A 24,987-nucleotide genomic window follows, 5' to 3' on the forward strand; every position below is an offset into this window, starting at 1 on the left:
GAACTAGTACGTTAGTTATGCTCCCGGCGGGACGACGCTGTCAAGAGCCGTGCGAGACTGGGCGCGGAAAGGAATCGATGAACCAGCCAGACGAACGGCGGCGCGACGCGGAGCGGACCCGCCGCGAGATCCTCGACATGGCGACGCGGGAGTTCGCCGACCGCGGCTACGACGGGGCACACGTCGACGAGATCGCCGAGCGGACCCGCACGACCAAGCGGATGATCTACTACTACTTCGGCGGCAAGAAGCAGCTGTACATCGCCGTCCTCGAGCGCGCCTACGCGCAGATCCGCGAGGCCGAGGCCGGGGTCAACCTGGACCACCTGCCGCCGGCCGAGGCGATCCGCCGCCTGGCCGAGATCACGTTCGACCACCACGAGGCCAACCCGGACTTCATCCGCCTGGTGAGCATCGAGAACATCCACCGCGGCGAGCACATCGCGCAGCTGGACAGCCTGGCCGCGCTCAACGGCCCGGCGATCCGGCTCATCGAGCAGATCCTCAAGCGGGGCCGCGCCGACGGGGTGTTCCGCGAGGACGTCGACGCCATCGACGTGCACCTCGCGATCAGCGCCTACTGCTTCTTCCGCATCGCCAACCGGTACACGTTCACGGCGATCTTCGGCCGCGACCCGGTCGACCCGGGCCGGCGCGAGCAGTACCGCCGCCAGCTCGGCGACATGATCGTGGCGCACCTGTCGGCCTCAGCACCGCAGTAGCTGCCCGTCCCGCGCGACCTCCACCGGCGCCTCGCCGACGGCGAGGGGGTTGGTGTTGTTGAGGTGGCCGAACAGCACGCGGGTGCCGGCGTGGCGCTGCAGCTGCGGCAGGACGTCGGTGATCGGCAGGTGGCCCATCTGCCGCGGCGTGCGGGTCAGCCCGGCCCGCAGTGCGGGCTCGTCCTCGGTCCAGAACGTGCCGTCGAGCAGCGCGACGTCGGCGCCGCGCAGGAACTCGTCGAACTCCTCCGTCCACTGTGGCAGGCAGGTGGCGTACACGAACACGCCCCCGGTCCGCTCGTCGCGCAGCCGCAGCGCGCAGACCCAGTCCTCGCCCTCTGCGCCCTCGGCGTAGCGGGGCACCTTCGCGCCGACGACGGCCGCGCGCACGGTCAGGCCGCCCTCGAGCGGCACGGGCTCGCCGGCGGGCAGGACGCGCAGCCGCAGGTCGGTGTACCGGCTCAGGATCGGCACGATCGGCAGCGCGCCGAGCACCGTGCCGGTCGCGTAGAGGGTGAGCGTCTCTGCCTCGCGCAGGGCGAGCAGCCCGGCGGTGTGGTCGATCTCGGCGGTGGTGAGCAGCACGCCGCGGATCGGGGTGTCGCGCCGCCCCGGGCCGGGCCGCAGCTCCTCCGCGGCGAGCACCTGCGCGCGGATGTCGGGCGAGGCGTTGAGCAGGTACCAGGCCGAGCCGTCGCCGCTGACCGCGACGCCGTCCTGGGTGCGGTCCACGCCGGCGTCGCGGGCCGCCCCGCAGCCGTCGCACGCGCAGTTCCACTGTGGACAGCCGCCGCCGGCCGCGCTGCCCAGGACGCGGATCCTCACCGGTTCGCCCGCGGCACGGCCGGTTCGCGTCCACCGTGGACGGTTGCGGCGCGCGCGACCGTGTCGTGGTGCGGCGACCAGCGGCACGCCGGGTCGGTCGCCGACGCGTCCCCGGTGAGCTGGAACGCCTGGCAGCGGCAGCCGCCGAGGTCGACCTCGCGCAGGGCGCAGGACGCGCAGGGTTCGGGCATCCATGCGGTACCACGGAAGGCATTGAACATCGCCGAATCGCGCCATATGGCGGCCAGGCCGGCGTGGCGCACCGACGGCACCTCCAGGCCCGGCAGCTGCCCGGCGGCGAGGCACGGCAGCACGTCGCCGTTGGGCGCCACGACGAGCTGGCGCGCGCCCCAGCCCTGCATGCACGGCTTGGCTTCGCCGGTGTGGTAGTCCGGCTGCACGTACACGATCTCGATCCGGTCGCCGTGGCGGCGGTGCACGCCGGCGGCGGCCTCCGCGGCGGCTTCGACCTGAGCGCGGGCCGGCATGAGCGCGGCCCGGTTGCGCAGCCCCCAGCCGTAGAACTGGGTGTGCGCGAGCTCGAGCCGGTCGGCGCCGAGCGACACGGCGAGGTCGGCGATCTCGGTCAGCCGGGCCACGTTGGCGGCGTGCAGGACCACGTTGACGGTCAGCGGGATGCCGGTGGCGCGCACGAGCCCGGCCGCGGCGAGCTTGCGCTCGTGGAAGGCCCCGCCGGCGATCGCGTCCGCCTCGGCCGCGCGTGCGTCCTGAATGGACAGTTGCAGGTGGTCCAGGCCGGCGTCGAGCAGGGCGGCGAGCCGGCCGGCGTCGAGCTGGATGCCGCTCGTGACGAGGTTGGTGTACATCCCGAGCCCACTCGCCCGCCCGACGAGCTCGGGCAGGTCGTTGCGCAGCAGGGGTTCGCCGCCGGAGAGGTGCACCTGCAGCACGCCGGCGGCGCGGGCCTGGCCGAGCACGTCGCGCCACTGTTCGGTGGTGAGCTCGTCGCGGTACGCCGCCAGGTCGACCGGGTTGGAGCAGTACGTGCAGCGCAGCGGGCAGCGGTAGGTCAGCTCGGCGACCATGCCGGTCGGGCGCGGCGGCCCGTCCGGCCACGGGTCCGCGCTCACGGCGCCGGCGGAACCCTCGGCCGGCGGCGCGCCGCCGTCGACCAGGAGCCGCCGCCCGCGCAGGTCGGCCAGGAGCTCTGCCACGTCGCCGGCGTCGACGCCGTCGTAGTCGCGGGCGAGCACGGCGACGATGCCGTCGGTGCCGCGCCGGCCGTCGCACGCCCGCACGACATCGGCGGCGACGGGGTCGAGCAGCAGCACGCCCTCCGGGTACAGCAGCGCGCCGGCCTCCCGCACCGGGTCGTGGACGAGCCGGACTCCGCGGGCCAGCCCCGGCCCGCTCATGCCGCCGGTTGCATGGTCATGGCCGCGTAGTCGACGGCGTCGAGCATCGCGCCGAGCACGTCGCACTTGAAGCGCAGCGCGGTAAGGGCGGCCGCCTGCCGCTCGGCCGTGTCGCAGTGGGTGAGGACCATCTCGAGGGTGCCGGCGCTCTCGGCGCGGGCGACCGGGATGCGCCGCTCGAAGTACGCCAGCCCGTCAGGCTTGATCCAGTCGTAGTGCTGCTGCCAGGCGTTGAGGCGGTCGGTCATGAGCTCGGGCGAGAACAGCTCGGTGAGCGCGGCGGCGACGCCGTCGGTCCACGGCCGGGTCTGGCAGAAGTGCAGGTACCCGTCGACGGCGAAACGGACACCGCGCAGCACGTGCCGCTCGTCGAGGACCTCCTCGCGGGACAGCCCGACGGCATCGGCGAGCGCGAGCCAGTCGGCGAGGCCGCCCTCGCCGTCCTGCTCGCCGTCGTGGAACGTCACCCGCGGCAGCCACGCCCGGCGCACGTCCGGCAGCGGGCAGGCGGCGATGATCGCCGCGTTCTTCTGCGCCAGGCACCGCTGGTAGTACCACCGGTTGGCCACCCACGAGCGCAGCTCGTCGGGCCGGCACTCGCCGGCGTGCAGGCGCACATGGAAGCGGTGCCGATCCCAGTAGTGCTCGCCGAGGCCCAGCAGGGCCTCGGCGAACGCCTCCCGGGTCAGCGAGGCTGACGGAACCACGGGTCACCAGCGCCGGAGTAGGCGGAGACCTCGGGCCGCGTCTCGAGGCACTCGACGCGCGGTGCGGTCCAGGCCCGGCGGGCCGGCCGCGCGGGCGCGTTGCTCGGTTCGGTGTTCGACACGGTGGTCGCTCCTCTCGATCGGGTTGTGCGGTGATACCCAACGCCGCCGGGGACATGCCGCCCTCATCCGGTGGTCCGCTCAGCGGTCCTACTGCTCCGCACCATAGACCGGCGCCGAAGCCGGGCACAAGACCGATCCTTGTGCCGAGAGTGGTACGGACCTATATTGAGCCAGCCTTCTTCCGGTACAACTGGTCCGCCTGACGGACCGTATGGATTCCAACCCGTCTGAAGGAGCATCCGCCATGCAATGGAGACGTAACGCGCTGCTCGCCGGCCTCGTCGCGGCGGCGACAGCGGTGATCGGCCTGACCGCCGCGCTGCCCAGCTCGGCGCAGAACCCGAAGGAGCGCAACACCGGCGCCCGCGAGCTCGGCAACCCCGACTACGGCGTCTGCCGCGGCACCGACGAGCGCTGCTACCACGACTGGGGCAACTTCGACCCGGCCAAGGGCTACCGGGTCCTGCTCTACACCCGCACCGCCGGCCCGCGGCACGCCAACCTCGGCCCCGCCCTCGGCACCGGCCTCAACCCGACGCTGAGCGCCGCCAACGTCGTGCAGAACGGCATCATCGCGCTGGGGCAGAAGAACGGCTTCGCGGTCGACTGGACCGAGGACGTCGCGCAGCTGGCGAGCCCGGGCCAGCTGTTCCGGTACAACGCCGTGATCTTCTACAGCACGTCGCGCGACACGCTCGACGACGCCGCACAGACCTCGCTGCGGCAGTACGTGCGCGGCGGCGGGGGCTTCGTCGGCGTGCACAACGCGTTCGGCACGGAGTACAACTGGCCGTGGTACGAGGGCCTGCTCGGCGGGGCCAACTACTACGACCACGGCCCCAACCAGAGCGGCACGGTCCGCACCGTGGACCGCCGCGACGTGTCGACCGCGGGCCTGCCGCCGACGTGGCAGTTCAAGGACGAGTGGTACAACCTGGTGCCGTACCCGTCGCGGGTGCGCATCCTGGCCACGGTCGACGAGCAGAGCCTCGTCCAGGGCGCGACCGGCTCGATGGGCCACCCCGGCCACGGCGACGAGCACCCGGTCGCCTGGTGCCAGTACTACGACGGCGGCCGCGCCTGGCTGACCACCCTCGGCCACGACGCGCTGGACTTCAGCGACGGCTCGGCGTTCCCGGGCGCGCCGCAGTTCCAGCAGATGCTCACCGGCGGCATCCGCTCCGCAATGGGCGCCGCACCGTTCTGCCGATGATGTGCGGGTCCTGGCCGCCGCTCAGCCGGCGGCCAGGACCTCGCGCAGCCGGGCGGCGAACTCGGCGGGCTTGCCGGCATAGCCGAACTCGCCGCCGAGGAAACCGCCGTGATGGCTCGGGAACACCGCCGCGCTCCGCCCGAGCAGGGCGGCCAGGCCCTCGGCCGTGCGCGCGGTGTACGTCCCGGCCGACTCCTCGCCGACCGCGACGACGATCCGGGTCGCCACGGCGGCGAGGCGCTGCGCGTCGGGCCGGTAGTCGGTGACCGCCCACGAGCGCCGCGACAGCAGCGGGTCGTCGCGCCGGCCGTCGTCGACGGCCGGCATGCCGAACGCGGCCGGGTCGGGCACGGGCTGGTCGAAGTACGCGTCGGTGAACTCGCCCTGCCACGAGGTCATCGCGATGAACGCCGCCATGCCGGCGCCGAAGCCGTTCGCCTCGTACGCCTCGTTGAACCGCGCGCGGGCGCGGGCGGCGCCGTCAGCGTCGGGGAGTACCACATTGATGGGCGGCTCGTGCGCGACCAGCGTGACGACGTCCTGCGGATGCCTCGCGACGAGCTCGATCCCGGTGACCGCGCCGCCGCTGCTGCCGAACACCTCGACCGGCCCCGCGCCGAGCGCCTCGATGAGCCGGTGCAGGTCCTCGGCCTGCTCCTGCGGCGTGTGGTCCAGCCGCCCGTCCGAGCGGGCGCTGCGCCCCAGCCCGCGCGGGTCGTAGGTGACGACCGTGCGGTCGCCGAAGTGCCCGGCGAGCTCGGTGAACCCGTCGGCCGCCATCGGCTGGCCGATCATGAGCAGCACGGGCCGTCCGTCCGCGGGCGGCAGCGGCCCGCGGACGTCGTAGACCAGATCGACCCCGGGCAGGGCGAGGGTATGCGTCTGCGTCGTCGTCATACGCCGACCTTACGGGCTGCGGGCGTTTCGACGGCCATCCCGATGCACCCCGGTCAGGTGAGTCCGGTCGGCTCGGGCGCCGCGACGCTGGCAGGGTGCGGTACCGAACCGGCGGTATCGCACCTGAAGATCCGAGATAGAGGAAGGTGCCATGTCTGATCTCGTTGCGATCGGCTACCGCGACCTGTCCACCGCCAACGCGGCCCGGGACAAGATCCTGGACCTGCAGCGCCAGGGCCTCATCTCCGTGCGCGACGCCGCCGTGGTGGAGTGTCAGCCGGACGGCAAGGTCAAGCTGCACCAGTCGGGCTCGGCGACCGCGATGGGCGCGGCCGGCGGTGCCCTATGGGGCGGCCTGATCGGGCTGCTGTTCCTTGCGCCGTTCATCGGCATGGCGGTCGGCGCGGGCGCGGGCGCCCTCGCCGGGAAGGCCACCGACGTCGGCGTGGACGACAAGTTCATGAAGGATCTCGGCTCGGAGCTCGAGCCGGGCACGGCCGCGCTGTTCCTGCTCGTCGACCAGGTCACGGTCGACAAGGTGATGGCCGAGATGGCGCCGTACAACTTCGGCGGGCACCTGCTGCGCAGCTCGCTCAGCATGGAGGCCGAGCAGCGCCTCCGCGAGGCGATCTCGGCGGCGCACCTGCAGCCCGCCTGACCCTGCGGGCACAACGAGCCCGGGCGGCCCTGGCCGCCCGGGCTCTTTGCCGTCCTCAGCCGCCCCGGGTGGAGGCGAACCGCGCCCGGTAGGCCGCCGGCGTGACCCCGAGCGCGGCGGCGAACGCGCGGCGCAGCGTCTCGGCCGAACCGAGCCCGGCACGACGGGCCACCACGTCGAGCGGGTCGGTGCCGCCCTCCAGCATCGTGCGGGCCGCCTCGACGCGGGCCCGCGCGACGTACGCCGCCGGCGTGGTGTCCAGCTCGTCGCGGAACAGCCGGGTGAGGTGGCGGGCGCTCACCCCGGCCCGCCCCGCCATCGCCGCGAGGGTGTGGTCGCCGGCCGGGTCCTCGGCGATCGCGTCGAGCAGCCGCCGCAGCGGCTCGTGCCGCGGCCGCCCGGCCCCCAGGCGCACGGAGAACTGCGACTGCCCGCCCGGCCGGGCCATGAACACGACGAGGTGCTTGGCGACCAGCCGGGCGGTCTCGGCGCCCAGGTCGTGCTCGACGAGCGACAGCGACAGGTCGATCCCGGCGGTGATGCCGGCCGAGGTGAACACCCGCCCGTCCCGCACGAAGATCGCGTCCGGATCGACGTCGACGCCGGGGAAGGCGCGCGCGAGCTCGCCGGTCAGGCTCCAGTGCGTGGCCGCCCGCCGCCCGTCCAGGAGCCCGGCGGCGGCCAGCGGGAACGCGCCGGCGCACACCGATGCGGTACGCCGGGCCGCGCCCGCCAGCCGCCGCACCTGCTCCAGCAGCGCGCGGTCGGCGATGCTGGCCGCCCAGTCGGGCGCGCCGGGCACGACGAGCGTCCCGAGCGGCCCGGCGACGTCCGCGAGGGCGGCGTCGGCGCCCAACCGCAGCCCGGCCGTCGCCCGCACGTCCGCCCCGCTCGGGCTCGCGGTGCGCAGCCGGTAGCGCCCGCCGTACTCGTTGGCGACGGCGAACACCTCCAGCGGCCCGGTCACGTCGAGGAGCCGGACCCCGTCGTACAGCACCATCAGCACCGAATGCGACCTCACCCAGCCAACTGTTGCGCGCCGCCGCGCACGGCATGTCCGGATGTGTGGGTGACATGGCGCAAAGCCCGGCGATCGCCGCGATCGCCGCCGACTTGAAACCACATATGATCCTTTCGGTACCCGCACCGCCCGCCCGCCGCACCGAGCCGCTCGTCGCCCTCGGCCTGGCCGCCGGCCCGGTCGTCGCCCTGGGCTTCACCCGCTTCGCGTACGCGCTGCTGCTGCCCGCGATGCGCGAACAGCTGTCCTGGACCTTCGCCGCGGCCGGCGGCATGAACACTGCCAACGCCGTCGGCTACATCCTCGGCGCGCTGTCGGCCGCCTGGTGGAGCCGCCGCCTCGGCGCCCGCGCCGCGTTCGGCTGGGGCATCGCCCTCAGCGCCGTCACGCTGCTGCTGTCCGCGGCCACCGGCACCTACGCGGTACTGGCCGCACTGCGCTTCCTCGGCGGCGTCACCACCGCCGTGACGTTCGTGGTCGGCTCGGCCCTCGCCGCCCGCATCCACACCGGCGGCGACCAGCCCCGCTCGGCCCGCCTCGTCGCGTTGTACATGGCCGGCGTCGGCATCGGCATCGTCGCGGCCGGCCTCGTCGTCCCCGCCGCGACCACCCTGTTCGGCGCCTCCGGCTGGCGCATCGGCTGGCTGGCGATGGGCGCCCTGTCGCTGCTCGCCCTGGCCCCCGCCATCTGGGCCACCCGCCGCGTCCCCGACCCGGCCGCGCCCGCGCCCGGCGCCACCGAGCGCGCCGGCCTGCGCGCCCTGACCCCGACCTTCGCCTGGTACCTCCTCTTCGGCGCCGGCTACGTCGCGTACATGACGTTCGTCGTCGCCCTGCTGCGCACACAGGGCCTGGGCGCCGCCGCGGAGGCGGCATTTTTCGTGGTACTCGGCCTGTCCTCCGCCACCGGCACCCTGACCATCTGGGCCCGCGTGACCGGCCGCCTGCGCGGCGGCCGCGCCCCCGCCTTGGTCAGCACGGTCGTCCTCGCCGGCGTCCTGCCCGTCCTGCTGTGGCACGGCCTCCCCGCGGCCCTCGCCTCGGCTGTGGTCTTCGGCGCCGCGTTCATGGCCGGCCCGACCGCAGCGACGGTCCTCGTCCGCCGCGCGCTACCGCCGCACGCCTGGACACGGGGCATCGCCCTGCTGACCGCGGCGTTCAGCATCGGCCAGGCGTTCGGCCCCCTGGTCTCCGGCCTCCTGTCGGACACCACGGGCGGCATCGCACGGGGCCTGTGGCTTTCGGCGGCCCTGCTCGCACTGGCCGCCGTCGCCGCCCTTCCCCAACGCGAGCCGGCCCCGTCTCCGGCACCGCACCGCGAGCCCGTCACGGCCGCTTCGACCCGCTGAGCCCAGGACGGGGCCAAGACCGCTTGGCCCCGTCCTCTTCCTTCTGACGCCGTCTGCTCGGCCGCACGGACGACGAGCGGCGGCTATGGTTTCGGGCCGTCAGGAAGTCGCGGACCATGAGACGGACACCAAACCTCGCCGCCTACGGCCTGGACCACCGAATGATGACCCGCGCGGACCCGTCGGCGGCAGGCGGCCTGGAGGAATTACCGTGGGCCGGGTCGGGCCTGGACCACTGTGCCCGGTGGATTGGGCTGGCCGAAGGCGCCCGCAACCATCGGCCGAGCGTCGTTGTCCAGCCCCTCGTCCAAGTGAATCTGCGCTCGTGCCACGACGGGCCCGCAGCGGCCGCGAGCGGACATGCAGTCCGCGCCAGCCTGACGGCCCGAACCTGCCCCTGCTCGATAGGACCGACCTGATGACGACGAGAAGGGCAGCGCTCCTTTGCCTTACGCACCCTCGCGTCGCCGTAGAACGCCAGGGCGCCCGCGGCGACGATCGGGATGACCTTCGAGCGCTCGTCCAGCAGCGCCGCGACCGCGCATCGTTTGGTCCGTCCACACGCGGCGCTGCCCGTGGGCGGTGTGAGCCCCACCCATGGCCGCGCGCATCCGCCGCGCTCGGTGCGTGGCGGGAACTCGCGGGCGGGCGAGCGAAGCCGGGCGTCGACAGCCACGGACGGGGCGAGCCGGCCTCACGGCACAGCGCGAACGCTGTCTCCATCGCCTCTCCAAGACGCAATGCATCGACATCGGGGACGCCGTCCAGGACCGAGGGGTAATCGTCTTCGAGTCCCGCGCCGCCGCAGCTGCTGAAGGTTCGAATCAGCAGGCGTCCATCGCATTTCTGATCCGCGTGCACTGTGCACGCCGATGTCGTTGTCGAGGCGTTCCGGAATTGGTGCCGGCGGCCCGTTGAGTTTCGCGCGCCACACGTTCGAACGACAGCTCTTGCCGCCTTGATGAACCGGTGCATGGTTGGTGTGGCGTCGATCGGCGCCGGACGCCTGCTGCGGTGCGGCGTCCTCGTGCGGGCTGGTATCGCTCACGGGATGGCCGGCCTGCCCAGGCGCCGCGGCCGGAGGCGACGACGGGACCGGGCACGGCGCCGGTCCGGGCGCTGAGACTTCCTGCTGACCGTCAAGGGCGCTCACCGGCACCGCGGGCGACGAAACTGGTGACGGCACCGGTCCGGTCGCTGAGACTTCCTGCTGACCGTCGAGGGCGCTGGCTGGCGGGGCGTTGTCGTGTGCGCGGCGCAGTCGTTCGGCGTGTCGTCTGGCGAGGCCCCAGGCCCGATGCCGCGCATGTTCCCGGCGGAACTGCTCATTTGCGGGAGAATAACGCGACCTGGTTCGATCGCGCATGGCAGCCAATTCGCTCGTGGTAAACAATTGCAGCTGCCGCATACATTGATTATCCCAAAACCCGACCGACCCCGCCGCCCCGTCCAGCGACGAAGAATGTCAAATGGCGCACGCTCAGCCTCCTGAGTGGCGTTACCGAGTGGCGGTTGAGCACCACGACGTACGGCCGCGGCCGGGACCTGCGGGCAATTCCGGTCAGGTGGTGCGTTTCAGTTGGATCATGCCGACCAGGCGCGTGTCCTCTGAGCGGTGTTCAGCCTCCTGGTGCCGCAGGAGCCCGCCCTGCCGGCGTATGCCGTGTGGCAGCCGATCGGCGGCCGGCCACCGTTAGGCGCCGTCGATCAGCTGCGCCAGCGCGGGTGCGTGCTTGCGCCGGGCGATCCGCGCGTAGGCCAGCCTGGTCGGTGGCAGCAGCTCCGGACGCTGCCCGAGCTGCGTCCGCAGCACCTCGTGCGCGGCGGCCCGCACCTCGGGCACCCAGTCGACCGCCCGCTCGACCAGAAACGGCAGGTGAGCAGGCCGCACCCGGCGGCCCATGGCGGTCACGGCGGCCTCGCGGGCGCGGCCGTCCGCGTGGAGGCTCGCCAGCATCGGGGCGAGGCCTCCGGCGCCCCACCGTCCGAGACGCTTGACGAAGACCCCCACGCTGATCTGGCGCCGCCGGCAGTGCACGATCAGGCCGTCCATCAGCCGCTCGTCTGCGGTTATGGCGTCCAGGGCGATCCGGCTGCGGCGGCGTGCCCTGGGCGTGCGGCCGTCCATGTCGGCCAGCACCCGCAGCAGCCAGCCGTAGCCGTCGACGTCGCCGCGCCGGAGCCGGAGCAGGAACGGCTCGAGGCGGGCGCGGGTCTTGTCATCCTGACGCCCGCGCCGCGTCGCCTCGGCCAGAAGCAGGCTCAAGCCGAAGAAGACGAGTCCGAAGATCGACCAGAATCCGGGCTCGACCACGGTGACCAAGGCCGCGGCGGCGGTCATCAGGCCCGCGCAGAACAGGTGGATGTAGTTGCCGACTGCGTCCGCGAAGTACGGCTTTGGCGTTGGTCGGTACTGGTGGGGCAGGCCGCGCACGCGACGGATCGTACGCGGCACGGCCGCTGCGCGCGGCCCCGCTCACCCGAGGGTCCCAGCAAGTCGTGGGATCCAGTGCGATGGGTGACCGCCGGGGACCTGCGGGCGGTTCCGGTCAGGTGGTGCGTTTCAGGTGGATCATGCCGACCAGGCGCGTGTCCTTGCGCCAGTCGCCGACCAGGTGGTCGCCGAGTATCACGGCGCGGTAGACGCCGTTGAAATCCAGGTGGCCGGCGTTGCTGCTGTGTTCGCGCCACTCGAGCTTCGGGCAGCCGTCCGCGTCGGCGAAGCCTGGCTCGTCGGCGGGTACGACGCGGCCGGCGATCGTCGTCGTGCGAGCGGTGTGCTCGGACGGGTAGTGCATCTCGCCGGCGATGTGGTCTCCCCGGAGCTCGTTGATGATCAGGTGCACATCCATCGGGGCCTTGGAGGACATGTAGGTGCCCACCCAGCGGCCGGTGATGTCCGGTTCCTCAGGGGCGCGTGGGGCGGTACCCCGCAGGATCACGTGGATCGCGCCTTCGGCGAGCCCTATGCACTCGAAGGCCTGCCGCCGGGCCTCGGCCTGGTCGCCGATGTGATCGATCATCGCGAGCGCCCGGGAGACCTGCCGGACCGCCTGCTCGACCTCGGCGTTCATCGCGTCGTGAGCGACCAGGCCGTCCATCACGTCGGGCAGGTTGCCCTGGGACACCCCGGCGGTTGCCGGGAAACGCTTCGCGAGGGCCTGCCGCACGTGCCGGAACGCTTCCTGGACGGCGCGGCGCGGGTTTCTGGAGGCCAGCGGGTAGAGGTCGACGAGGTTGGTCGGCACCTCGCCCGGCTTGGTCGGCTGCTCCGGCATCTTGGCCAGCACGTCCGTCACGTCCTGCCAGGCGTTGTCGATCGCGAAGGCCAACTCGACACCCGCCGCCTTGACACTGCGGAGCCCCGCGGTGAGCGTCTGGAAGCCGGCCACGAGCGCACGACGGAAGACGATGCCCAGCACGATCACCACGAGCGGCCAGATGAGGACGCTGACCATCTTCCACGTGAACTCCATGCCGCTCATGGGGCCAGGCTAGACATCGCGGCGCCGGAAAGACACACGCGAATGGCCGGGGTTGGTCAGAGGCCCAGGTAGACGCGGCGGACGCGGACGTCGTGGCGGAGCTTCGACGACGGGCCGTCCATCGCCACGGCGCCGTTCTCCATGACCAGGCAGGTGTCCGTCGCCTCGAAGGTGAGCTTCGCGTTCTGTTCTACCAGGAGCATGCTCAGGCCGTTCGCCGACAGGCGTTGCAAGGCGGCCAGGATCTCCTCCACCAGTTTCGGGGACAGGCCCATTGACGGCTCGTCCAGCAGGAGGAGTTTCGGGCCGGACATGAGGGCCCGGCCGATGGCCAGCATCTGCTGCTGGCCGCCGGACAGCGCGCCGGCCAGGCGCGTGCGCATCTCGGCCAGGACCGGGAACAGGGTGAAGACCTCGTCCAGCCGGGCGCGGGTGGCGGCGTTCCACGGCTGGGCGTACGCACCCAGCAGCAGGTTCTTCTCCACCGTCAGGCCGCCGAAGACGTGGCGGCCCTCGGGAACATAGCCGATGCCGTGGCGGACCATGTCGCGGGCCTTCACGCGGGAGATGTCCTGGCCGTCCAGGCGCAGAGCGCCTACCGTGCGCGGGATCAGGCCGAGCAGGGCCCTCAGGGTGGAGGTCTTGCCGGCGCCGTTCGCGCCGATCAGGCCGACGCAGCCGCCGGGCGGTACCGTCAGCGACATCGAGCGGACGGCGCAGACGCCTCCATAGTGGACGGTCAGGTCTTCGACCTCGAAAAAGGTCATCGAGGTACCTCCAAGGTGTCGGCCATCGAGTCGCCCAGGTACGCCTCGATCACCTGCGGGGCGGTCGCCACCTCGGCGGGGGTGCCGTCGGCGATGATGCGGCCGCTGGCCAGGACCGTGACGCGCTCGCAGAGGGACATGACCAGGCCCATGTTGTGCTCGATCAGGATCACCGTCACGCCGCTTCCGCGGATGGAGCGGACGATCTCGCCCAGCTGGCGGACCTCCTCGCCGTTCAGGCCGGCGGCGGGCTCGTCGAGCAGGAGCAGGCGCGGGTGTTGGGCCATGGCGCGGGCGATCTCGACGCGGCGCTGGATGCCGTACGGCAGGGCGCCGGGCAACGCGCCGGCGAAGTCGGTCAGGCCGAAGCGTGCCAGGAGTTCGTCGGCGGCGGCGCGCAGGTCGCGGTCGTGGCGCCAGACGCCGACCGGCCACAGCGGGTAGCGCCAGATCGAGCGGGTGCGCGTGCGGTCGAGCGCGACGAGGACGTTGTCGCGGACGGTGAGCGCGCGGAAGAGGCGGAGGTTCTGGAACGTTCGGGCCATGCCGGCCTGCGCGAGGCGGTAGGGGCTGGCTCCCGTCACGCGGCGGCCGGCGAAACGGACCTCGCCGGTCGTGGGCTTGTACAGGCCGGTGACGACGTTGAACAGCGTGGTCTTGCCGGAGCCGTTCGGGCCGACGATGCCGCGGATCTCGCCGGCACCGACGTCCAGCGTCACGTCGTCGAGGGCGCGCAGGCCCTTGAACTGCTTGCCGATGCCAGCCACCTCGAGCAGACGCGAGGCGCCGGCGTCGACTGGAGCTTCAGCAAACGGCGTGAACGGTCGCAGCTCCTGGCGTTGAGCCGCGGCGCGGCGGCGGAAACGGGCGGGGAGGCCGGCCAGGCCCGTCGGGGCGAAGACGACGACCAGCACGACGACGCTGCCGTAGGCGACCTGCGCGTAGGTGGGGTAGTCGACGAGCAGTTCGCGCAGCAGGGACAGCGTGACGGCGCCGGCGACGCAGCCGAGCAGGCTCTGGCGGCCGCCGATGATGACCATCGCCAGCAGCAGGAACATGTTGGCGATGCTGAACGTCTCCGGTGCGACGTAGCGCACGAGGCCGGCGTACAGCACGCCGGCGGTGCCGCCGTAGACGCTGGCCAGCGCGAACGCGGTCATCCGCAGCATCGGTACCTCGACCCCGACCGCGCCGGCGGCGAGGGGGTCGTCGCGCATGGCCCGCATCCGCCGGCCCAGCGGGGTGCGGACCACGAACAGGCCGAAGGCGAGGGCGATCGCGAAGACGATGAGCTCGAGGTAGTAGAAGAGGTACTCGCTGGACAGGTCGACGCCGGGGAGCACCGGCACGGGGATGGCGTTGATGCCCTCGGCGCCACCGGACACCGAGGCGTTGGTGACCCAGTTGGTGAACGCCAGCGCCAGGCCGAGGGTGACGATGCCGAGGTAGTGCGACTGCACGCGCAGAGCCGGCGTGCCGACGAACAGGCCGGTGATGGCGGTGGCCAGCAGCGCCAGCAGCGCCGCGGTCCAGAAGCCCAGGCCGGTGCGCGTCGTCAGGATCGCCACGGTGTAGGCGCCGACGCCGAAGAACGCGACCTGGGCGAGGTTGACCTGGCCCGCGATGCCCATCGTGAGGCCGAGCCCGACGGCCAGCAGCGCGAAGATGAGCGTGACGTCGATGACGTGGATCGCGTAGGAGTCCACGCCGTACGGCAGCATCCACAGTGCGGCGGCGATGACCGCGAGGATCGCGAGGCGGCGTTTCATGCGCGGTTGACCGTCCTCTCGCCGAAGATGCCGGTGGGCCGGACCATGATGATGACGGTGAAGACGAGGAACGTCACCAGCTCGGAGTACCCCTGGAAATGCCCGGCGGCGAACGCGTCGAGCACGCCGATGGCCAGGCCGCCGACGATCGCGCCGGGGATGCTGCCGAAGCCGCCGAGGATCGCGCCGGCGAAGCCCTTGATGCCCAGCGCCCCGCCCATGGTCGGGCTGACGTAGAGCAGCGGCCCCACGAGCCCGCCGGCGAGCGCCGCGAGGCCGGCGCCGATGACGAACGCGATGCTGTTGCTGCGCCCGACGTGGATGCCGACCGCGGTGGCGGCCTCGTGGTCCATCGCCACCGCCTGCATCGCCGCGCCCCGCTTGGTGCGCTGCAGGAACAGCATGAGCAGCACCATCGCGGCGGCGGCGATGGCGAGCACGACGAGGTCGTAGGTGCGGATGCGCAGCCCGAACAGGTCGATCGGCGCGGCGCGCACCGGCGAGGGCACGGCCCTGCCGGTGGCGCCCCAGATGATGATCGCGAGGGCGTCGAGCACGATGCCGAAGCCGATGGTGCCGATCAGCATCAGGTCGAAGTCCTTGTTCTCCAGCGGCCGCAGCACGAACTCGATGACGGCCCCGACGAGGCCCGTCACCACGATGGCGACGATCATCGCGAGCGCGAACGGCAGCCGCGTGGACATGTAGAACGTCGAGGCGACGTAGGCGCCGAGGGTCACCACGTTGCCGTGTGCGAAGTTGACGAGGCCCATGGTGCGGTACACCAGGGAGAACCCCATGGCGACGAGGGCGTAGACGGCGCCGAGGCTCAGGCCGCCGATCAGGGTTTGGAGCGTGACCTGCATGGCGTCAGCTTGCGGCCTGGAGCTTGCCGCCGGTGATGACGCCGATCGCCGTGGCGAAGATGCCGACCCCCGTGTCGTCGTAGGCGAAGTCGCCGAGCAGGCCCTTGTACTTCGTCGCCCGGATCGCGTCGGCGAGGGCCTTGCCGGTCGCACCGTTGCTGCTCTTCAGCGCGGTCAGCACGATCTGGGTGCCGTCGTAGGCCTTGGCGCCGTGCAGCTCGGCGTCCTCGTTGTAGGCGGCCTTGTAGGCGGCGGCGAACTTCTTGCTGGCGTCGTTGATGTCGTTGCTCAGGTACGGCGAGCTGACGATGGTGCCCTCGACGTTGGCGGCGCCGGCGGTGTTGAGGAAGACCGGCGTGCCCTGCGGCGCGGCGCCAGCGAACGGCACGGTGATGCCGAGGTCGCGGGCCTGCTTGACGATGAGGCCGGACTCGACCTCCTCCGCGCCGAGGAAGATCAGCTGCGGGTTCTTGCTGCGGATGGTGGTCAGGGCCGCGCTGAAGTCCTTCTGGTCGGTGGTGACGACCTGGTCGGCGACCGGCGTGATGCTGCGCGACTGCAGGGCCTTGAGGAACGCGTCGTGCTCGCCCTTGCCGTAGGAGCCGTTGTTGGTGATCATCGCGATCGACTTGATGCCCTTGGTGTCCACGATGTACTTGGCCAGGGTCTCGTCGTAGGTCGTGCTCGTCGGGCCGTTGAGGAACAGGAACGGGCTCTTGACCGCCACGAGGCCGGTGGACTGCCCTGACGTGATGTTCGGGATCTGCGACTGCTGCAGGATCGGCGCCATGGCGATCGTGACGGCGCTCTCCGCGGTGCCGATCATCGCCACGTACCCCTCCGAGGCGATCTTGCGGGCCAGGTTCGTGCCCACGGTCGGGTCGCCCTGGTCGTCGAAGACGTCGAGCTGGACCTGGCGGCCGTTGACGCCGCCGGCCTTGTTCCACTCTTCGACGGCGAGCTTCGCCCCCTTGAGCTCCCACGCGCCGAGCGAGGACAGCTGCCCGCTCTGCGCGTCAACGAGGGCGAGCTTGATCGGCCCGGCGGCGGGCTGCGAGTCGTTCTTCTTCTCGCCGGGCGCGCTGCAGGCGGTCAGCGCGAGGGCGAGCAGAGTGGTGCCGGCGAGCAGTCTGAAGCGTTGCGTGGACATGGGCGCATCACCTCGATGTGAGAAGGGGGTGTCAGTCGAAGAGACCGTGGTAGATGTCCTTGATGTTCCAGTGCCCGGGTGTCGGCACCGGCTCGTTGACCATCGCCACGTCCAGCACCGCCGGGCGGCGGCGACGGTCGGCGGTGCGCAGCGCGTCGCGCAGGTCCTCGGCGCGCTCGATGAGGTAGCCGTCGGCGCCGCAGGCCCGGCCGAAGGCGGCGAAGTCCGGGCTGTAGGGGCGGCCGTCGGGGTCGGTGAAGGTGCAGCCGTACTGCTGGCCGAAGTTGGCGGCCTGCAGGTCGGCGATGGTGCCGTGCGCGCGGTTGTTCATGACCACGAACAGCACCGGCAGGCCCCGCTCGACGGCCATCGGCACGGCCGGCAGCTGGGCGCTCATGCCGCCGTCGCCGACGAGCGCGACGACGACCGCGTCGGGCCGGGCGATCTGCACGCCGAGCGCGGCGGCGGGGCCGAAGCCCATGGTGGAGGCGCCGCCCGGGGCGATGAAGCGGCCCTGGTCCGGCAGGGGGTAGCACTGCGCGACGCCGTTCTTGTTCCAGCCGACGTCGGTGACGAGGATCGTGTCCGGCGGCAGGGTCTCGCGCAGGTCGAGCAGGATCCGCTCGGGGCGCAGCGGGAACTGGTCGCTGCGGCCGCGTTCGGTGCTGCCGTCGAACAGGGCGGTGCGGGCGGCGTGGATCTGCTCGCGCAGCCCGGGCCGGCGGCGGGGTTCGGGCACGGCCCGGCGCACCGCCGCGTCGATGGCGCGCACGGCGTGTGCGGCGTCGGCGACGACGCCGATCTCGACCGGGTAGTTGCGCCCGATCTCGGCCGGGTCGATGTCGATCTGGATGAGCCGGGTGGGCGGGATCCGCCAGGTGTAGGCAGGGTTCCAGGAGCTGGCGTCGGTCTCGGCGAAGCGGGTGCCGATGGCGAGCACGACGTCGGCCTCGAGGGCGTAGGTGTTGGTGACCTCGAGGCCCCAGAAGCCGGTCATGCCCATGACGAGCGGGTGCCGGTCGGGCAGCGCGCCCTTGGCCATGAGCGAGTGCGCGACCGGGATTTCGAGGTGCTCGACGAGCGACAGCAGGGCGGCGCGGCCCTCGCCCTGGCCGAGACCGCCGCCGAGGTACACCAGGGGCCGCTCGGCGCCGGCCAGCACCTCGGCGATCCGTCCGGCGTCGGCGTCGGCGAGGGCCGGCGCCGTGCTCGCCGCCGGCAGCGGGTGGGCCGCCGCGGCGCTCAGCGGCCGGGAGAACAGGTCCATGGGCACGTTGAGCAGCACGGCGCCGGGCCGGCCGGAGGTCGCGGTCCAGAAGGCGCGCTCGGTGAACCGGGCCAGGTCCTCGACCCGGTGCACGTGCCAGGCGCGCTTGACGAAGGGCCGGTAGATGGCGGTCTGGTCCGCGTCGGCGTGGAGGTTGACCTCCTGGTGGGGGTGGCGGCCGTACATGTACGACGGCACATCCCCGGCGATGACCACGAGCGGGACGGAGTCCAGCGCGGCGGTCGCCACGCCGGTGACCGCGTTCATCATGCCGGGGCCGACGTGCACGAGCACGACGCCGGGACGGCCGGTCATGCGGGCGTAGCCGTCGGCGGCGTGCGCGGCGGCCTGCTCGTGCCGCGCGATGACGAACTCGATCCGGCTGCGGCCGACGGCGTCGAGCAGCGCGATGTTCGTGTGCCCGCAGGTGCCGAAGATGTACTCGACCCCGTACGCCTCCAGCTGGGCGACCAGCGCCGCGGCGGCGGTCCGGGTGCTCGTCTCGACGCTCATCGCGGCGCATCCTCCAGGTGCTCGAACGTGATCCAGGTCTTGCCGGGCAGGTCGCGGGCCTGCGCGAACGCGTCGGGGGCGGCGGCGAGGGGGAAACGCCCGCGCAGGATGCGGCCCGGTCGCAGGTCGGCGGCCCGCTGAAGCGCCGCGGCGAAGTCGGCCGGGTGGTCGTAGATGAGGCAGCCGAGCAGCGTCAGCCGGCGCTGCACGACGGTGAACGTGGACAGCCGGGCCGGCGTGGCGCTCTGCCCGATGAGGACGATGCGCCCGTCGGGCGCGCAGCGCTCGACCGCGGCCTCCAGGGCGGCCGGGGAACCGGAGGTCTCGAACACCACCGGGAACGTCTCGCCGTCCGGCGCGACGGCGGCGCCGAGCCCGACGGCGGTGGCCAGGCGCCCCTCGTGCGGGTCGACGGCGAAGGGGCGCGCTCCGATCCCGTGGGCGGCCAGGCACACCAGCAGGCCCTGCGCGCCGGCGCCGACGACGAGGCACCGCTCGCCGGCGGCCAGGCCGGCACGGGCCGTGGCGGCGAGGGCGACCGCGAGCGGCTCAACGCAGACCAGATCCTCGTCGGCGAGGCCCTCGGGTGCGGCCCAGGCGAACCGGGCCGGCACCGCGACCCGCTCGCGCAGCGCGCCCGGCTCGTTGATGCCGAGGCTGCGCCGGCGCGGGCAGACGGCGGTGCGCCCGGCCGCGCACGCGGTGCAGGACAGGCAGGGGAAGTTCGGCTCGACCGCGACCCGCTCGCCGATGCGGCCGCGCTCGACGTTGGCGCCGACGCGGACGATGTCGCCGATGGCCTCGTGCCCGACGGCCCACGGCAGGCTGGGCACCGCGCGGCGGCCGTCGACGACGGCGAGATCGGAGCCGCACACGCCGACGGCCCGCACGGCGAGGACGACGTCGTCGGGGCCGCACTCGGGCTCGGGCCAGTCGCCGGTCACCGCGACGGCGCCGGGCGCGGTCAGCACGGCGGCCCTCACGAGCCTTCGCCCCAGATCGACATCCCGCGCACGAGCAGGGTCTTGACGACGGTGTAGTCCTCGATCATGCAGGCGGGCGACTCGCGGCCGAAGCCGGAGTCCTTGACGCCGCCGAAGGGGACGTGGTCGAGGCGGAAGTTCGAGGAGCCGTTGACGACGAGGCCGCCGACCTCCAGGCGCCGCCAGGCGGTGAGTATCCGGGCGATGTCGCGGGTGAACAGGCCGGCCTGCAGCCCGAAGCGGCTGCGGTTGCACGCCTCGAGCACCTCGTCGAAGTCGTCGTAGGGCAGGACGGCGACCAGCGCGCCGAACACCTCGCGGGTCACCACGGAGGCGTCGGCGGGCGGGTCGAGCACGACCGTCGGGGCGAGTGTCGCGCCGTCGCGGGTGCCGCCGAGGGCGATCTTCGCGCCGCCGGCGCCGGCCTCGGCGGCCCAGCGCACCACCCGCTCGGCGGCGTCGTCGTCGACCATCGACCCGACGTCGGTGCCGGGGTCGAGGGGGTCGCCGACCTTCAGCGCCGCGACCTGTTCGGTGAAGGCGGCGGCGAACTCGTCGAAGCGGGTGCGGTGCACGTAGACGCGCTGCACCGAGATGCAGCTCTGCCCGGAGTTGGAGTAGCCGGTGCGGGCGCAGACGGCCGCGGCCGTGGCCACGTCGGCGTCCTCGCAGACGATGGTGGCGGCGTTGCCGCCGAGCTCGAGGACGAGCCGCTTGGCGCCGGCGGCGCGGGCGACGGCGGCGCCGGTCTCGGGGCTGCCGGTGAAGCTGATGACGGCGACCTCGGGCGCGGCGCACAGCGCGGCGCCGACCTCGCCGCCGCCGTGCAGCAGCTGCACGGCCTCGGGCGGCGCGCCGGCCTCGCGCAGGAGGGCGACGACGGCGGCGGAGGCGGCCGGTGCCTGCGGCGGCGCCTTGACGATGGTGGTGTTGCCGGCGGCGAAGGAGGCGCCGAGCTTGTGCGCGAGCAGGTTGGCCGGCGCGTTGAACGGGGTGATGGCGAGGGCGACGCCGGCCGGCGCGCGGTAGGTGAGCGCGGTGTTGCCGACGCCGCGGGCCCAGCCGGCGACGGGGAGCACCTCGCCGCCGATGCGGCGGGCCTCGGCGGCGCACACGGCGAACGTGTCGGCGACGCGGTCGATCTCGCCGCCGCCGTCCTTGACCGGCTTGCCGAGCTCGAGGGCGAGCAGCCGGGCGAGGGCGTCGCGGTGGCGCACGGCCAGCGCCGAGGCGCGCTCGAGGACGGCGGCGCGGGCGGCCGGCGACAGGTCGGCGACGCGGCGGGCGGCTTCGCGGGAGTACCGGACCGCGTCGCGGACCGCTCGATCGTCGGCCTGTGGCGCCCGGCTGACCGCTCGCCGCATGTACGGACCGGTTCGTTCGGCGAACTCCCCCGCCGCCGACCACTCGCCCGCCACCAGCGCAGGCGCCTCGACGGGAAGGTCGGCGGACCGTCCGAGGATCGCGTTCAGCATGTTCGGTCTCCTGCTGCAAACCGCTTGACGGCACATCTGGACCGCTATGCGGACTGGGTGTAACGTACGGGCGGCCGACAGCCGCTGGCAAGAGTCCGAGTCGAGAAAGTTACGACCGCGTGAAAGCGCGACAATCGGCGTCCAGGGCATCGCGCGACGCTGGATGGAGAGACGACATGGCGAAAGCAATGGCAGGGCCGGCCGCCGAGACCGACGGGGACAACCCCGCGGAGGCGCAGGGGGTGCGCAGCGTCCAGCGGGCGCTGGACATCCTGGCGCTGCTCACGGAGGACCGCCCGCTGGTGTCCATCCGCGACATCGTCGAGGAGACCGGACTGGCCAAGACCACCGTCATCCGCCTGGTGCAGACCCTCGAACAGATCGGCCTGCTGTGGGGCACCGCGAGCGGCTACATGGCCGGACCGGGCCTGTGGCGCTGGGCGCACCTGGCCCGGCGCAGCTGGGAGCTGCCGCCGGAGACCCAGCGGATGATGCGCGACCTGGCCGCGCGGCGCCGCGAGACGGTCAACGTGTACGTGGCGCGCGACATCTACCGCGTCTGCGTCGCGCAGCAGGAGAGCCCGCAGCCGCTGCGCCACGTCGTGCACATCGGCGACGAGCTGCCGCTGTGGGCCGGCGCCTCCTCCAAGGTCCTGCTGCGCAACGCCACCACGGCCCGCCTGCAGCGCATCGCCCGCAGCTCCCCATACGGCGACGGGCACACCCGGCGGCTGCAGGAGTGGATCGACGAGGCGGCGCACCAGGGCTTCGCGGTCAGCCACGGCGAGCGCGAGGACGGGCTCTCCGCGGTCGCGGCGCCGATCTTGTCCCGGTCGGGCGCCGTCGTGGCCGCCCTGTCGCTGAGCGGGCCGACGCTGCGCTTCACCGAGGAGCGCATCGCCGAGTTCGCCGCCGACCTCAAGGACGTCGCCAACCACATGTCGGAGCGCGGGTTCGACCACCCCCTGGGCGGCTCGCTGTGACGCCGCCGATGGAAGGAGCATGCGCGTGCACGAACGACCACTCGCCGGCATCAAGGTCCTCGACCTGACCAATGTCCTCGCCGGCCCCTACTGCAGCTACCAGCTCATGCTGCTGGGCGCCGAGGTGGTCAAGATCGAGATGCCCGGCCGCGGCGACCTCGCCCGGCAGCTGGGGCCCGACGCGGAGCTCAACCGCCACGGCATCGGCGCGTCGTTCCTGGCCCAGAACGCCGGCAAGAAGTCGGTCGAGCTCGACCTGAAGGACCCGGACGACCGGGCCGTGTTCGCCGAGATGCTCGGCGGGGCCGACGTGCTGCTGGAGAACTTCCGGGCCGGGGTGCTGGCCCGCCTCGGCTTCGACCGGGACCGCCTGCGCTCGCTCAACCCGGCGCTGATCGCCTGCTCCATCACCGGCTTCGGGCAGACCGGGCCGATGAGCCAGGCGCCGGCCTACGACCAGATCATCCAGGGCCTGTCGGGGATGATGAGCGTCACCGGTACCGCGGAGACGGCACCCCTGCGGGTGGGCTTCCCGGTCTGCGACAGCATCGGCGGGCTCGCCGCCGCACTGGCCGTCGTCGCCGCCGTCGCCGCCCGCCAGCGCACCGGCGCCGGCTGCCACCTCGACGTGTCGATGCTCGAGGCCTCGATCTCGGCGATGGGCTGGACCGTCTCCAACTACCTCGTGGCCGGCGTGCCGCCCGAGCCGACCGGGGACCAGAACGCCACCGCCGCGCCGTCCGGCACGTTCGACGCCGCCGACGGGCCGCTCAACATCGCCGCCAACCGCCAGGAGCAGTTCGAGCGCCTGTGCCGCATCGTCGGCCGGGCCGACCTCGTGACCGACGCCCGCTTCGCCGACCGCGAGGGGCGCAAGGCCCACCGCGAGGCGCTCAACGACGAGCTGAACGCCGCCCTGCGGGCCCGCCCGGCCGCCGACTGGGAGGCGCTGCTGGGCGACGCCGGGGTGCCGGCGGCGCGCATCCTCACCGTCCCGCAGGCGGTCGAGTCCGAGCAACTGCGCCACCGCGGCTTCATCACCGACCTGCCCTTCCCCGACGGCTCCGGCCGCCGGCTGCAAGTGGTGAGCAGCGGCGTGCTGTTCGACGGCGAGCCGCTCACCCCGCCCGAGCCGCCGCCGCTGCTCGGCGAGCACAACGCCGACGTGCCCGCCCTCGTCGCCGCCTGGCGCGGCACGGGCGGCATCCCGGCCACGCGCACGCCGTCGAGCGCCGAATGAACGCCGGCGACGACGTGCGGCGGGAGGTGGCCGAGTGGTGGGCCACCTCGGTCTCGCGGATCGAGCCCGGCGTCATCGAGCTGCGCGGCCGGCCCATCCAGGACCTCCTCGGCGCCGCCTCGATCACCGACGTCATCTGGCTGCTGCTGCGCGGCGAGCGCCCGAGCGAACGGCAGGCCGCACTGCTGGACGCCGCCCTGGTCGCCTCGGCCGACCACGGCCCGCACGCGCCGTCGATCGCCATCGCCCGCATGTCGGCCACGTGCGGCGTCGGGCTCAACAACGCGATCGCCAACGGCGTCAACGTCATGGGCGACGTGCACGGCGGCGCCGGCCAGCAGTGCCTGGAGATGTACACCGAGATCCGGGACCTGGCCCGCGACGGCGCCGGCGTGGCGGAGGCGACCCGGTCCACGATCGCCCGGTGGCGCGAGCGCAGCCGCTACCTGCCCGGCTTCGGCCACCGCTTCCACCCCCGCGACCCCCGCCGCGACCCGCTCGTCGGCCTCGTCGAGCGCGCCGTCGCCGACGGCGTCGTCGACGGGGAGTTCCTCGCCGCCGGGCTCGCCGTTGAGGCGGCGATCGCACCGGTACCGATGAACGTCGACGGCGCCACCGCGATCATCTACGGCGAGCTCGGCTTCCCCGCACCGCTGGCCCGCGGCCTGTTCGTGCTCGGGCGCAGCGTCGGCATCCTGGCGCACGCCTGGGAGGAGACGCAGGGCGGCCGCCGGATCAAGGGCCCGATCCCGCCGAGCATCACTCCGGCGTACCACCCGGCCTAATTCATCCATGGTTCTAGATATCGAAAGGTTCCTCCGCTAACATCCGGCGATATGTGGAAATCTTTCAATAGGCGCCTGATCGCCGTCGCCTCGGCCGCGGCGATCATCGCGGCCGTGGCGCTGCCCACCGGCGCGTACGCGGCCGCCGCCTCCGCGACCGGCACGGTCAACACGGCGGGTGCGCCGCTGACCGTGCGCTCGGGCCCTGGGACCACCTACGACTCGTGGCGCACGGTCGCCGACGGCGCGACCGTGACGCTGCTGTGCCAGACCAACGGCGAGTCGGTCACGGGCACCTACGGGACCACAAAGCTGTGGGACCTGCTGTCCAACGGCGGCATGGTGTCCGACGCCTACATCTACACCGGCTCGGACGGCCAGGTCGTCAACTCCTGCACCTACGTGGGCGACGAGCCGTCGTCGAAGACCAACCCGCGCGCCGCCAACGGCGCCATCAACTGGGCGTTCCAGCACTACGGCTCGAGCGCCTACGAGAACCTGTGCCTGGCGTTCGTCGCGCAGTCCTACGGCTGGGGCGGCTCCGGCTGGAACACCGCCGAGATCGGCGGGGACTGGGAGACCAGCAACGGCTACCTGCACACCACCGGCATCCCGCCGCGCGGCGCGCTGGTGTGGTACCACAACTCCGCCGGCAGCGGCCACGTGGCCATCAGCCTCGGCGAGGGCAAGGTGATCGGCACCTCGGTGGCGGGCGCGGTCGGCGTCGCCGGCTACCTCGACCACGGCATGTACCGCGGCTGGTCGGTCGCGTACCTCCCGGCCGCCTGGTGAGCGTCGCGGGCCGGCGCCGCC

23 protein-coding genes are annotated in these 24,987 nt (G+C 72.9%); 8 read left to right on the forward strand and 15 right to left on the reverse strand.

Features of this window, described 5'->3' with window-relative positions:
* Window positions 1–77 precede the first annotated feature (77 nt).
* The gene (locus tag ABD901_RS27330) at window positions 78–722 is read left to right on the forward strand and encodes a TetR/AcrR family transcriptional regulator (protein WP_345130567.1); all 645 of its coding nucleotides are present in this window, start codon (window positions 78–80) and stop codon (window positions 720–722) included.
* Here ABD901_RS27330 and pqqB read toward each other — a convergent pair.
* Genes pqqB through ABD901_RS27350 form a run of 4 tightly spaced genes read right to left on the reverse strand, consistent with a single transcriptional unit; the run spans window position 708 to window position 3,752 of the window.
* Window positions 708–1,547 (reverse strand): pyrroloquinoline quinone biosynthesis protein PqqB, encoded by an 840-nt coding sequence (gene pqqB / locus ABD901_RS27335; RefSeq protein ID WP_345130569.1) that lies wholly within the window; start codon window positions 1,545–1,547, stop codon window positions 708–710. The genes ABD901_RS27330 and pqqB overlap by 15 nt on opposite strands.
* On the reverse strand, window positions 1,544–2,923 hold the full coding sequence (gene pqqE, locus ABD901_RS27340; RefSeq protein ID WP_345130572.1) for a pyrroloquinoline quinone biosynthesis protein PqqE: 1,380 nt from the start codon (window positions 2,921–2,923) through the stop codon (window positions 1,544–1,546). The genes pqqB and pqqE overlap by 4 nt, the downstream gene beginning before the upstream one ends.
* Window positions 2,920–3,630, reverse strand: a complete 711-nt coding sequence (pqqC, locus tag ABD901_RS27345; protein WP_345130574.1) for a pyrroloquinoline-quinone synthase PqqC — start codon at window positions 3,628–3,630, stop codon at window positions 2,920–2,922. Before pqqC ends, pqqE begins: the two co-directional genes overlap by 4 nt.
* Window positions 3,609–3,752 (reverse strand): hypothetical protein, encoded by a 144-nt coding sequence (locus ABD901_RS27350; RefSeq protein WP_345130577.1) that lies wholly within the window; start codon window positions 3,750–3,752, stop codon window positions 3,609–3,611. Before ABD901_RS27350 ends, pqqC begins: the two co-directional genes overlap by 22 nt.
* Window positions 3,753–3,997: 245 nt before the next feature.
* Here ABD901_RS27350 and ABD901_RS27355 point away from each other — a divergent pair, with 245 nt between their 5' ends.
* Window positions 3,998–4,966: a ThuA domain-containing protein gene (locus ABD901_RS27355; protein WP_345130578.1), complete on the forward strand. Its 969-nt coding sequence runs from the start codon at window positions 3,998–4,000 to the stop codon at window positions 4,964–4,966.
* A gap of 21 nt (window positions 4,967–4,987) precedes the next feature.
* On the opposite strand, the gene ABD901_RS27360 is transcribed toward ABD901_RS27355, so the two are convergent.
* Entirely contained in the window at window positions 4,988–5,863 is an 876-nt protein-coding gene (locus tag ABD901_RS27360) for an alpha/beta fold hydrolase (protein ID WP_345130580.1), read from the reverse strand.
* Between the two features lie 151 nt (window positions 5,864–6,014).
* Here ABD901_RS27360 and ABD901_RS27365 point away from each other — a divergent pair, with 151 nt between their 5' ends.
* Window positions 6,015–6,521, forward strand: a complete 507-nt coding sequence (locus ABD901_RS27365) for a DUF1269 domain-containing protein (protein ID WP_345130582.1) — start codon at window positions 6,015–6,017, stop codon at window positions 6,519–6,521.
* 55 nt (window positions 6,522–6,576) lie between these two features.
* Here ABD901_RS27365 and ABD901_RS27370 read toward each other — a convergent pair whose 3' ends face one another.
* On the reverse strand, window positions 6,577–7,542 hold the full coding sequence (locus ABD901_RS27370) for a GlxA family transcriptional regulator (protein WP_345130584.1): 966 nt from the start codon (window positions 7,540–7,542) through the stop codon (window positions 6,577–6,579).
* A 104-nt stretch (window positions 7,543–7,646) separates the two neighbouring features.
* Between ABD901_RS27370 and ABD901_RS27375 the strand changes: the two genes are divergently transcribed.
* Entirely contained in the window at window positions 7,647–8,891 is a 1,245-nt protein-coding gene (locus tag ABD901_RS27375; RefSeq protein WP_345130587.1) for a YbfB/YjiJ family MFS transporter, read from the forward strand.
* A gap of 1,693 nt (window positions 8,892–10,584) precedes the next feature.
* Here ABD901_RS27375 and ABD901_RS27380 read toward each other — a convergent pair.
* The 9 genes from ABD901_RS27380 to ABD901_RS27420 all read right to left on the reverse strand — a co-directional run bounded on the left by ABD901_RS27380 (window position 10,585) and on the right by ABD901_RS27420 (window position 21,166).
* Window positions 10,585–11,325: a hypothetical protein gene (locus tag ABD901_RS27380; RefSeq protein ID WP_345130589.1), complete on the reverse strand. Its 741-nt coding sequence runs from the start codon at window positions 11,323–11,325 to the stop codon at window positions 10,585–10,587.
* A 115-nt stretch (window positions 11,326–11,440) separates the two neighbouring features.
* Entirely contained in the window at window positions 11,441–12,376 is a 936-nt protein-coding gene (locus ABD901_RS27385) for a hypothetical protein (protein ID WP_345130592.1), read from the reverse strand.
* A gap of 56 nt (window positions 12,377–12,432) precedes the next feature.
* The gene (locus ABD901_RS27390) at window positions 12,433–13,143 is read right to left on the reverse strand and encodes an ABC transporter ATP-binding protein (protein WP_345130594.1); all 711 of its coding nucleotides are present in this window, start codon (window positions 13,141–13,143) and stop codon (window positions 12,433–12,435) included.
* On the reverse strand, window positions 13,140–14,912 hold the full coding sequence (locus tag ABD901_RS27395) for a branched-chain amino acid ABC transporter ATP-binding protein/permease (RefSeq protein WP_345130596.1): 1,773 nt from the start codon (window positions 14,910–14,912) through the stop codon (window positions 13,140–13,142). The genes ABD901_RS27390 and ABD901_RS27395 overlap by 4 nt, the downstream gene beginning before the upstream one ends.
* The gene (locus ABD901_RS27400; RefSeq protein WP_345130598.1) at window positions 14,909–15,778 is read right to left on the reverse strand and encodes a branched-chain amino acid ABC transporter permease; all 870 of its coding nucleotides are present in this window, start codon (window positions 15,776–15,778) and stop codon (window positions 14,909–14,911) included. Before ABD901_RS27400 ends, ABD901_RS27395 begins: the two co-directional genes overlap by 4 nt.
* A 4-nt stretch (window positions 15,779–15,782) precedes the next feature.
* Window positions 15,783–16,928 carry an ABC transporter substrate-binding protein gene (locus ABD901_RS27405; RefSeq protein WP_345130600.1) on the reverse strand — a complete coding sequence of 382 codons (1,146 nt, stop codon included), beginning with the start codon at window positions 16,926–16,928 and terminating at the stop codon, window positions 15,783–15,785.
* 31 nt (window positions 16,929–16,959) lie between these two features.
* Window positions 16,960–18,708, reverse strand: a complete 1,749-nt coding sequence (locus tag ABD901_RS27410) for a thiamine pyrophosphate-binding protein (RefSeq protein WP_345130602.1) — start codon at window positions 18,706–18,708, stop codon at window positions 16,960–16,962.
* Window positions 18,705–19,691: a zinc-dependent alcohol dehydrogenase gene (locus ABD901_RS27415; protein ID WP_345130604.1), complete on the reverse strand. Its 987-nt coding sequence runs from the start codon at window positions 19,689–19,691 to the stop codon at window positions 18,705–18,707. Before ABD901_RS27415 ends, ABD901_RS27410 begins: the two co-directional genes overlap by 4 nt.
* Window positions 19,688–21,166: an aldehyde dehydrogenase family protein gene (locus tag ABD901_RS27420; protein WP_345130606.1), complete on the reverse strand. Its 1,479-nt coding sequence runs from the start codon at window positions 21,164–21,166 to the stop codon at window positions 19,688–19,690. The genes ABD901_RS27415 and ABD901_RS27420 overlap by 4 nt, the downstream gene beginning before the upstream one ends.
* A 176-nt stretch (window positions 21,167–21,342) precedes the next feature.
* Here ABD901_RS27420 and ABD901_RS27425 point away from each other — a divergent pair, with 176 nt between their 5' ends.
* The 4 genes from ABD901_RS27425 to ABD901_RS27440 are packed head-to-tail and all read left to right on the forward strand — an operon-like array spanning window position 21,343 to window position 24,966.
* On the forward strand, window positions 21,343–22,149 hold the full coding sequence (locus ABD901_RS27425; protein WP_345130608.1) for an IclR family transcriptional regulator: 807 nt from the start codon (window positions 21,343–21,345) through the stop codon (window positions 22,147–22,149).
* Window positions 22,150–22,174: 25 nt separating this feature from the next.
* Entirely contained in the window at window positions 22,175–23,389 is a 1,215-nt protein-coding gene (locus tag ABD901_RS27430) for a CaiB/BaiF CoA transferase family protein (protein ID WP_345130610.1), read from the forward strand.
* Complete coding sequence (locus ABD901_RS27435) at window positions 23,386–24,174, forward strand: citryl-CoA lyase (RefSeq protein ID WP_345130612.1); 789 nt, start codon at window positions 23,386–23,388, stop codon at window positions 24,172–24,174. Before ABD901_RS27430 ends, ABD901_RS27435 begins: the two co-directional genes overlap by 4 nt.
* A 51-nt stretch (window positions 24,175–24,225) precedes the next feature.
* Window positions 24,226–24,966 (forward strand): hypothetical protein, encoded by a 741-nt coding sequence (locus ABD901_RS27440; RefSeq protein ID WP_345130613.1) that lies wholly within the window; start codon window positions 24,226–24,228, stop codon window positions 24,964–24,966.
* Window positions 24,967–24,987 lie beyond the last annotated feature (21 nt).

The sequence above is a fragment of the Dactylosporangium darangshiense genome (genome assembly GCF_039537565.1).
Classification (GTDB): Bacteria; Actinomycetota; Actinomycetes; order Mycobacteriales; family Micromonosporaceae; genus Dactylosporangium; species Dactylosporangium darangshiense.

Excerpts from the sequence above, each read along its gene's own strand:
- ABD901_RS27330 (WP_345130567.1), top strand. The coding sequence starts at position 78 with ATGAACCAGCCAGACGAACGGCGGCGCGACGCGGAGCGGACCCGCCGC.
- pqqE (WP_345130572.1), bottom strand. The coding sequence starts at position 2,923 with ATGAGCGGGCCGGGGCTGGCCCGCGGAGTCCGGCTCGTCCACGACCCG.
- ABD901_RS27355 (WP_345130578.1), top strand. The coding sequence starts at position 3,998 with ATGCAATGGAGACGTAACGCGCTGCTCGCCGGCCTCGTCGCGGCGGCG.
- ABD901_RS27360 (WP_345130580.1), bottom strand. The coding sequence starts at position 5,863 with ATGACGACGACGCAGACGCATACCCTCGCCCTGCCCGGGGTCGATCTG.
- ABD901_RS27365 (WP_345130582.1), top strand. The coding sequence starts at position 6,015 with ATGTCTGATCTCGTTGCGATCGGCTACCGCGACCTGTCCACCGCCAAC.
- ABD901_RS27375 (WP_345130587.1), top strand. The coding sequence starts at position 7,647 with ATGATCCTTTCGGTACCCGCACCGCCCGCCCGCCGCACCGAGCCGCTC.
- ABD901_RS27385 (WP_345130592.1), bottom strand. The coding sequence starts at position 12,376 with ATGAGCGGCATGGAGTTCACGTGGAAGATGGTCAGCGTCCTCATCTGG.
- ABD901_RS27390 (WP_345130594.1), bottom strand. The coding sequence starts at position 13,143 with ATGACCTTTTTCGAGGTCGAAGACCTGACCGTCCACTATGGAGGCGTC.
- ABD901_RS27395 (WP_345130596.1), bottom strand. The coding sequence starts at position 14,912 with ATGAAACGCCGCCTCGCGATCCTCGCGGTCATCGCCGCCGCACTGTGG.
- ABD901_RS27400 (WP_345130598.1), bottom strand. The coding sequence starts at position 15,778 with ATGCAGGTCACGCTCCAAACCCTGATCGGCGGCCTGAGCCTCGGCGCC.
- ABD901_RS27405 (WP_345130600.1), bottom strand. The coding sequence starts at position 16,928 with ATGTCCACGCAACGCTTCAGACTGCTCGCCGGCACCACTCTGCTCGCC.
- ABD901_RS27410 (WP_345130602.1), bottom strand. The coding sequence starts at position 18,708 with ATGAGCGTCGAGACGAGCACCCGGACCGCCGCCGCGGCGCTGGTCGCC.
- ABD901_RS27420 (WP_345130606.1), bottom strand. The coding sequence starts at position 21,166 with ATGCTGAACGCGATCCTCGGACGGTCCGCCGACCTTCCCGTCGAGGCG.
- ABD901_RS27425 (WP_345130608.1), top strand. The coding sequence starts at position 21,343 with ATGGCGAAAGCAATGGCAGGGCCGGCCGCCGAGACCGACGGGGACAAC.
- ABD901_RS27435 (WP_345130612.1), top strand. The coding sequence starts at position 23,386 with ATGAACGCCGGCGACGACGTGCGGCGGGAGGTGGCCGAGTGGTGGGCC.
- ABD901_RS27440 (WP_345130613.1), top strand. The coding sequence starts at position 24,226 with ATGTGGAAATCTTTCAATAGGCGCCTGATCGCCGTCGCCTCGGCCGCG.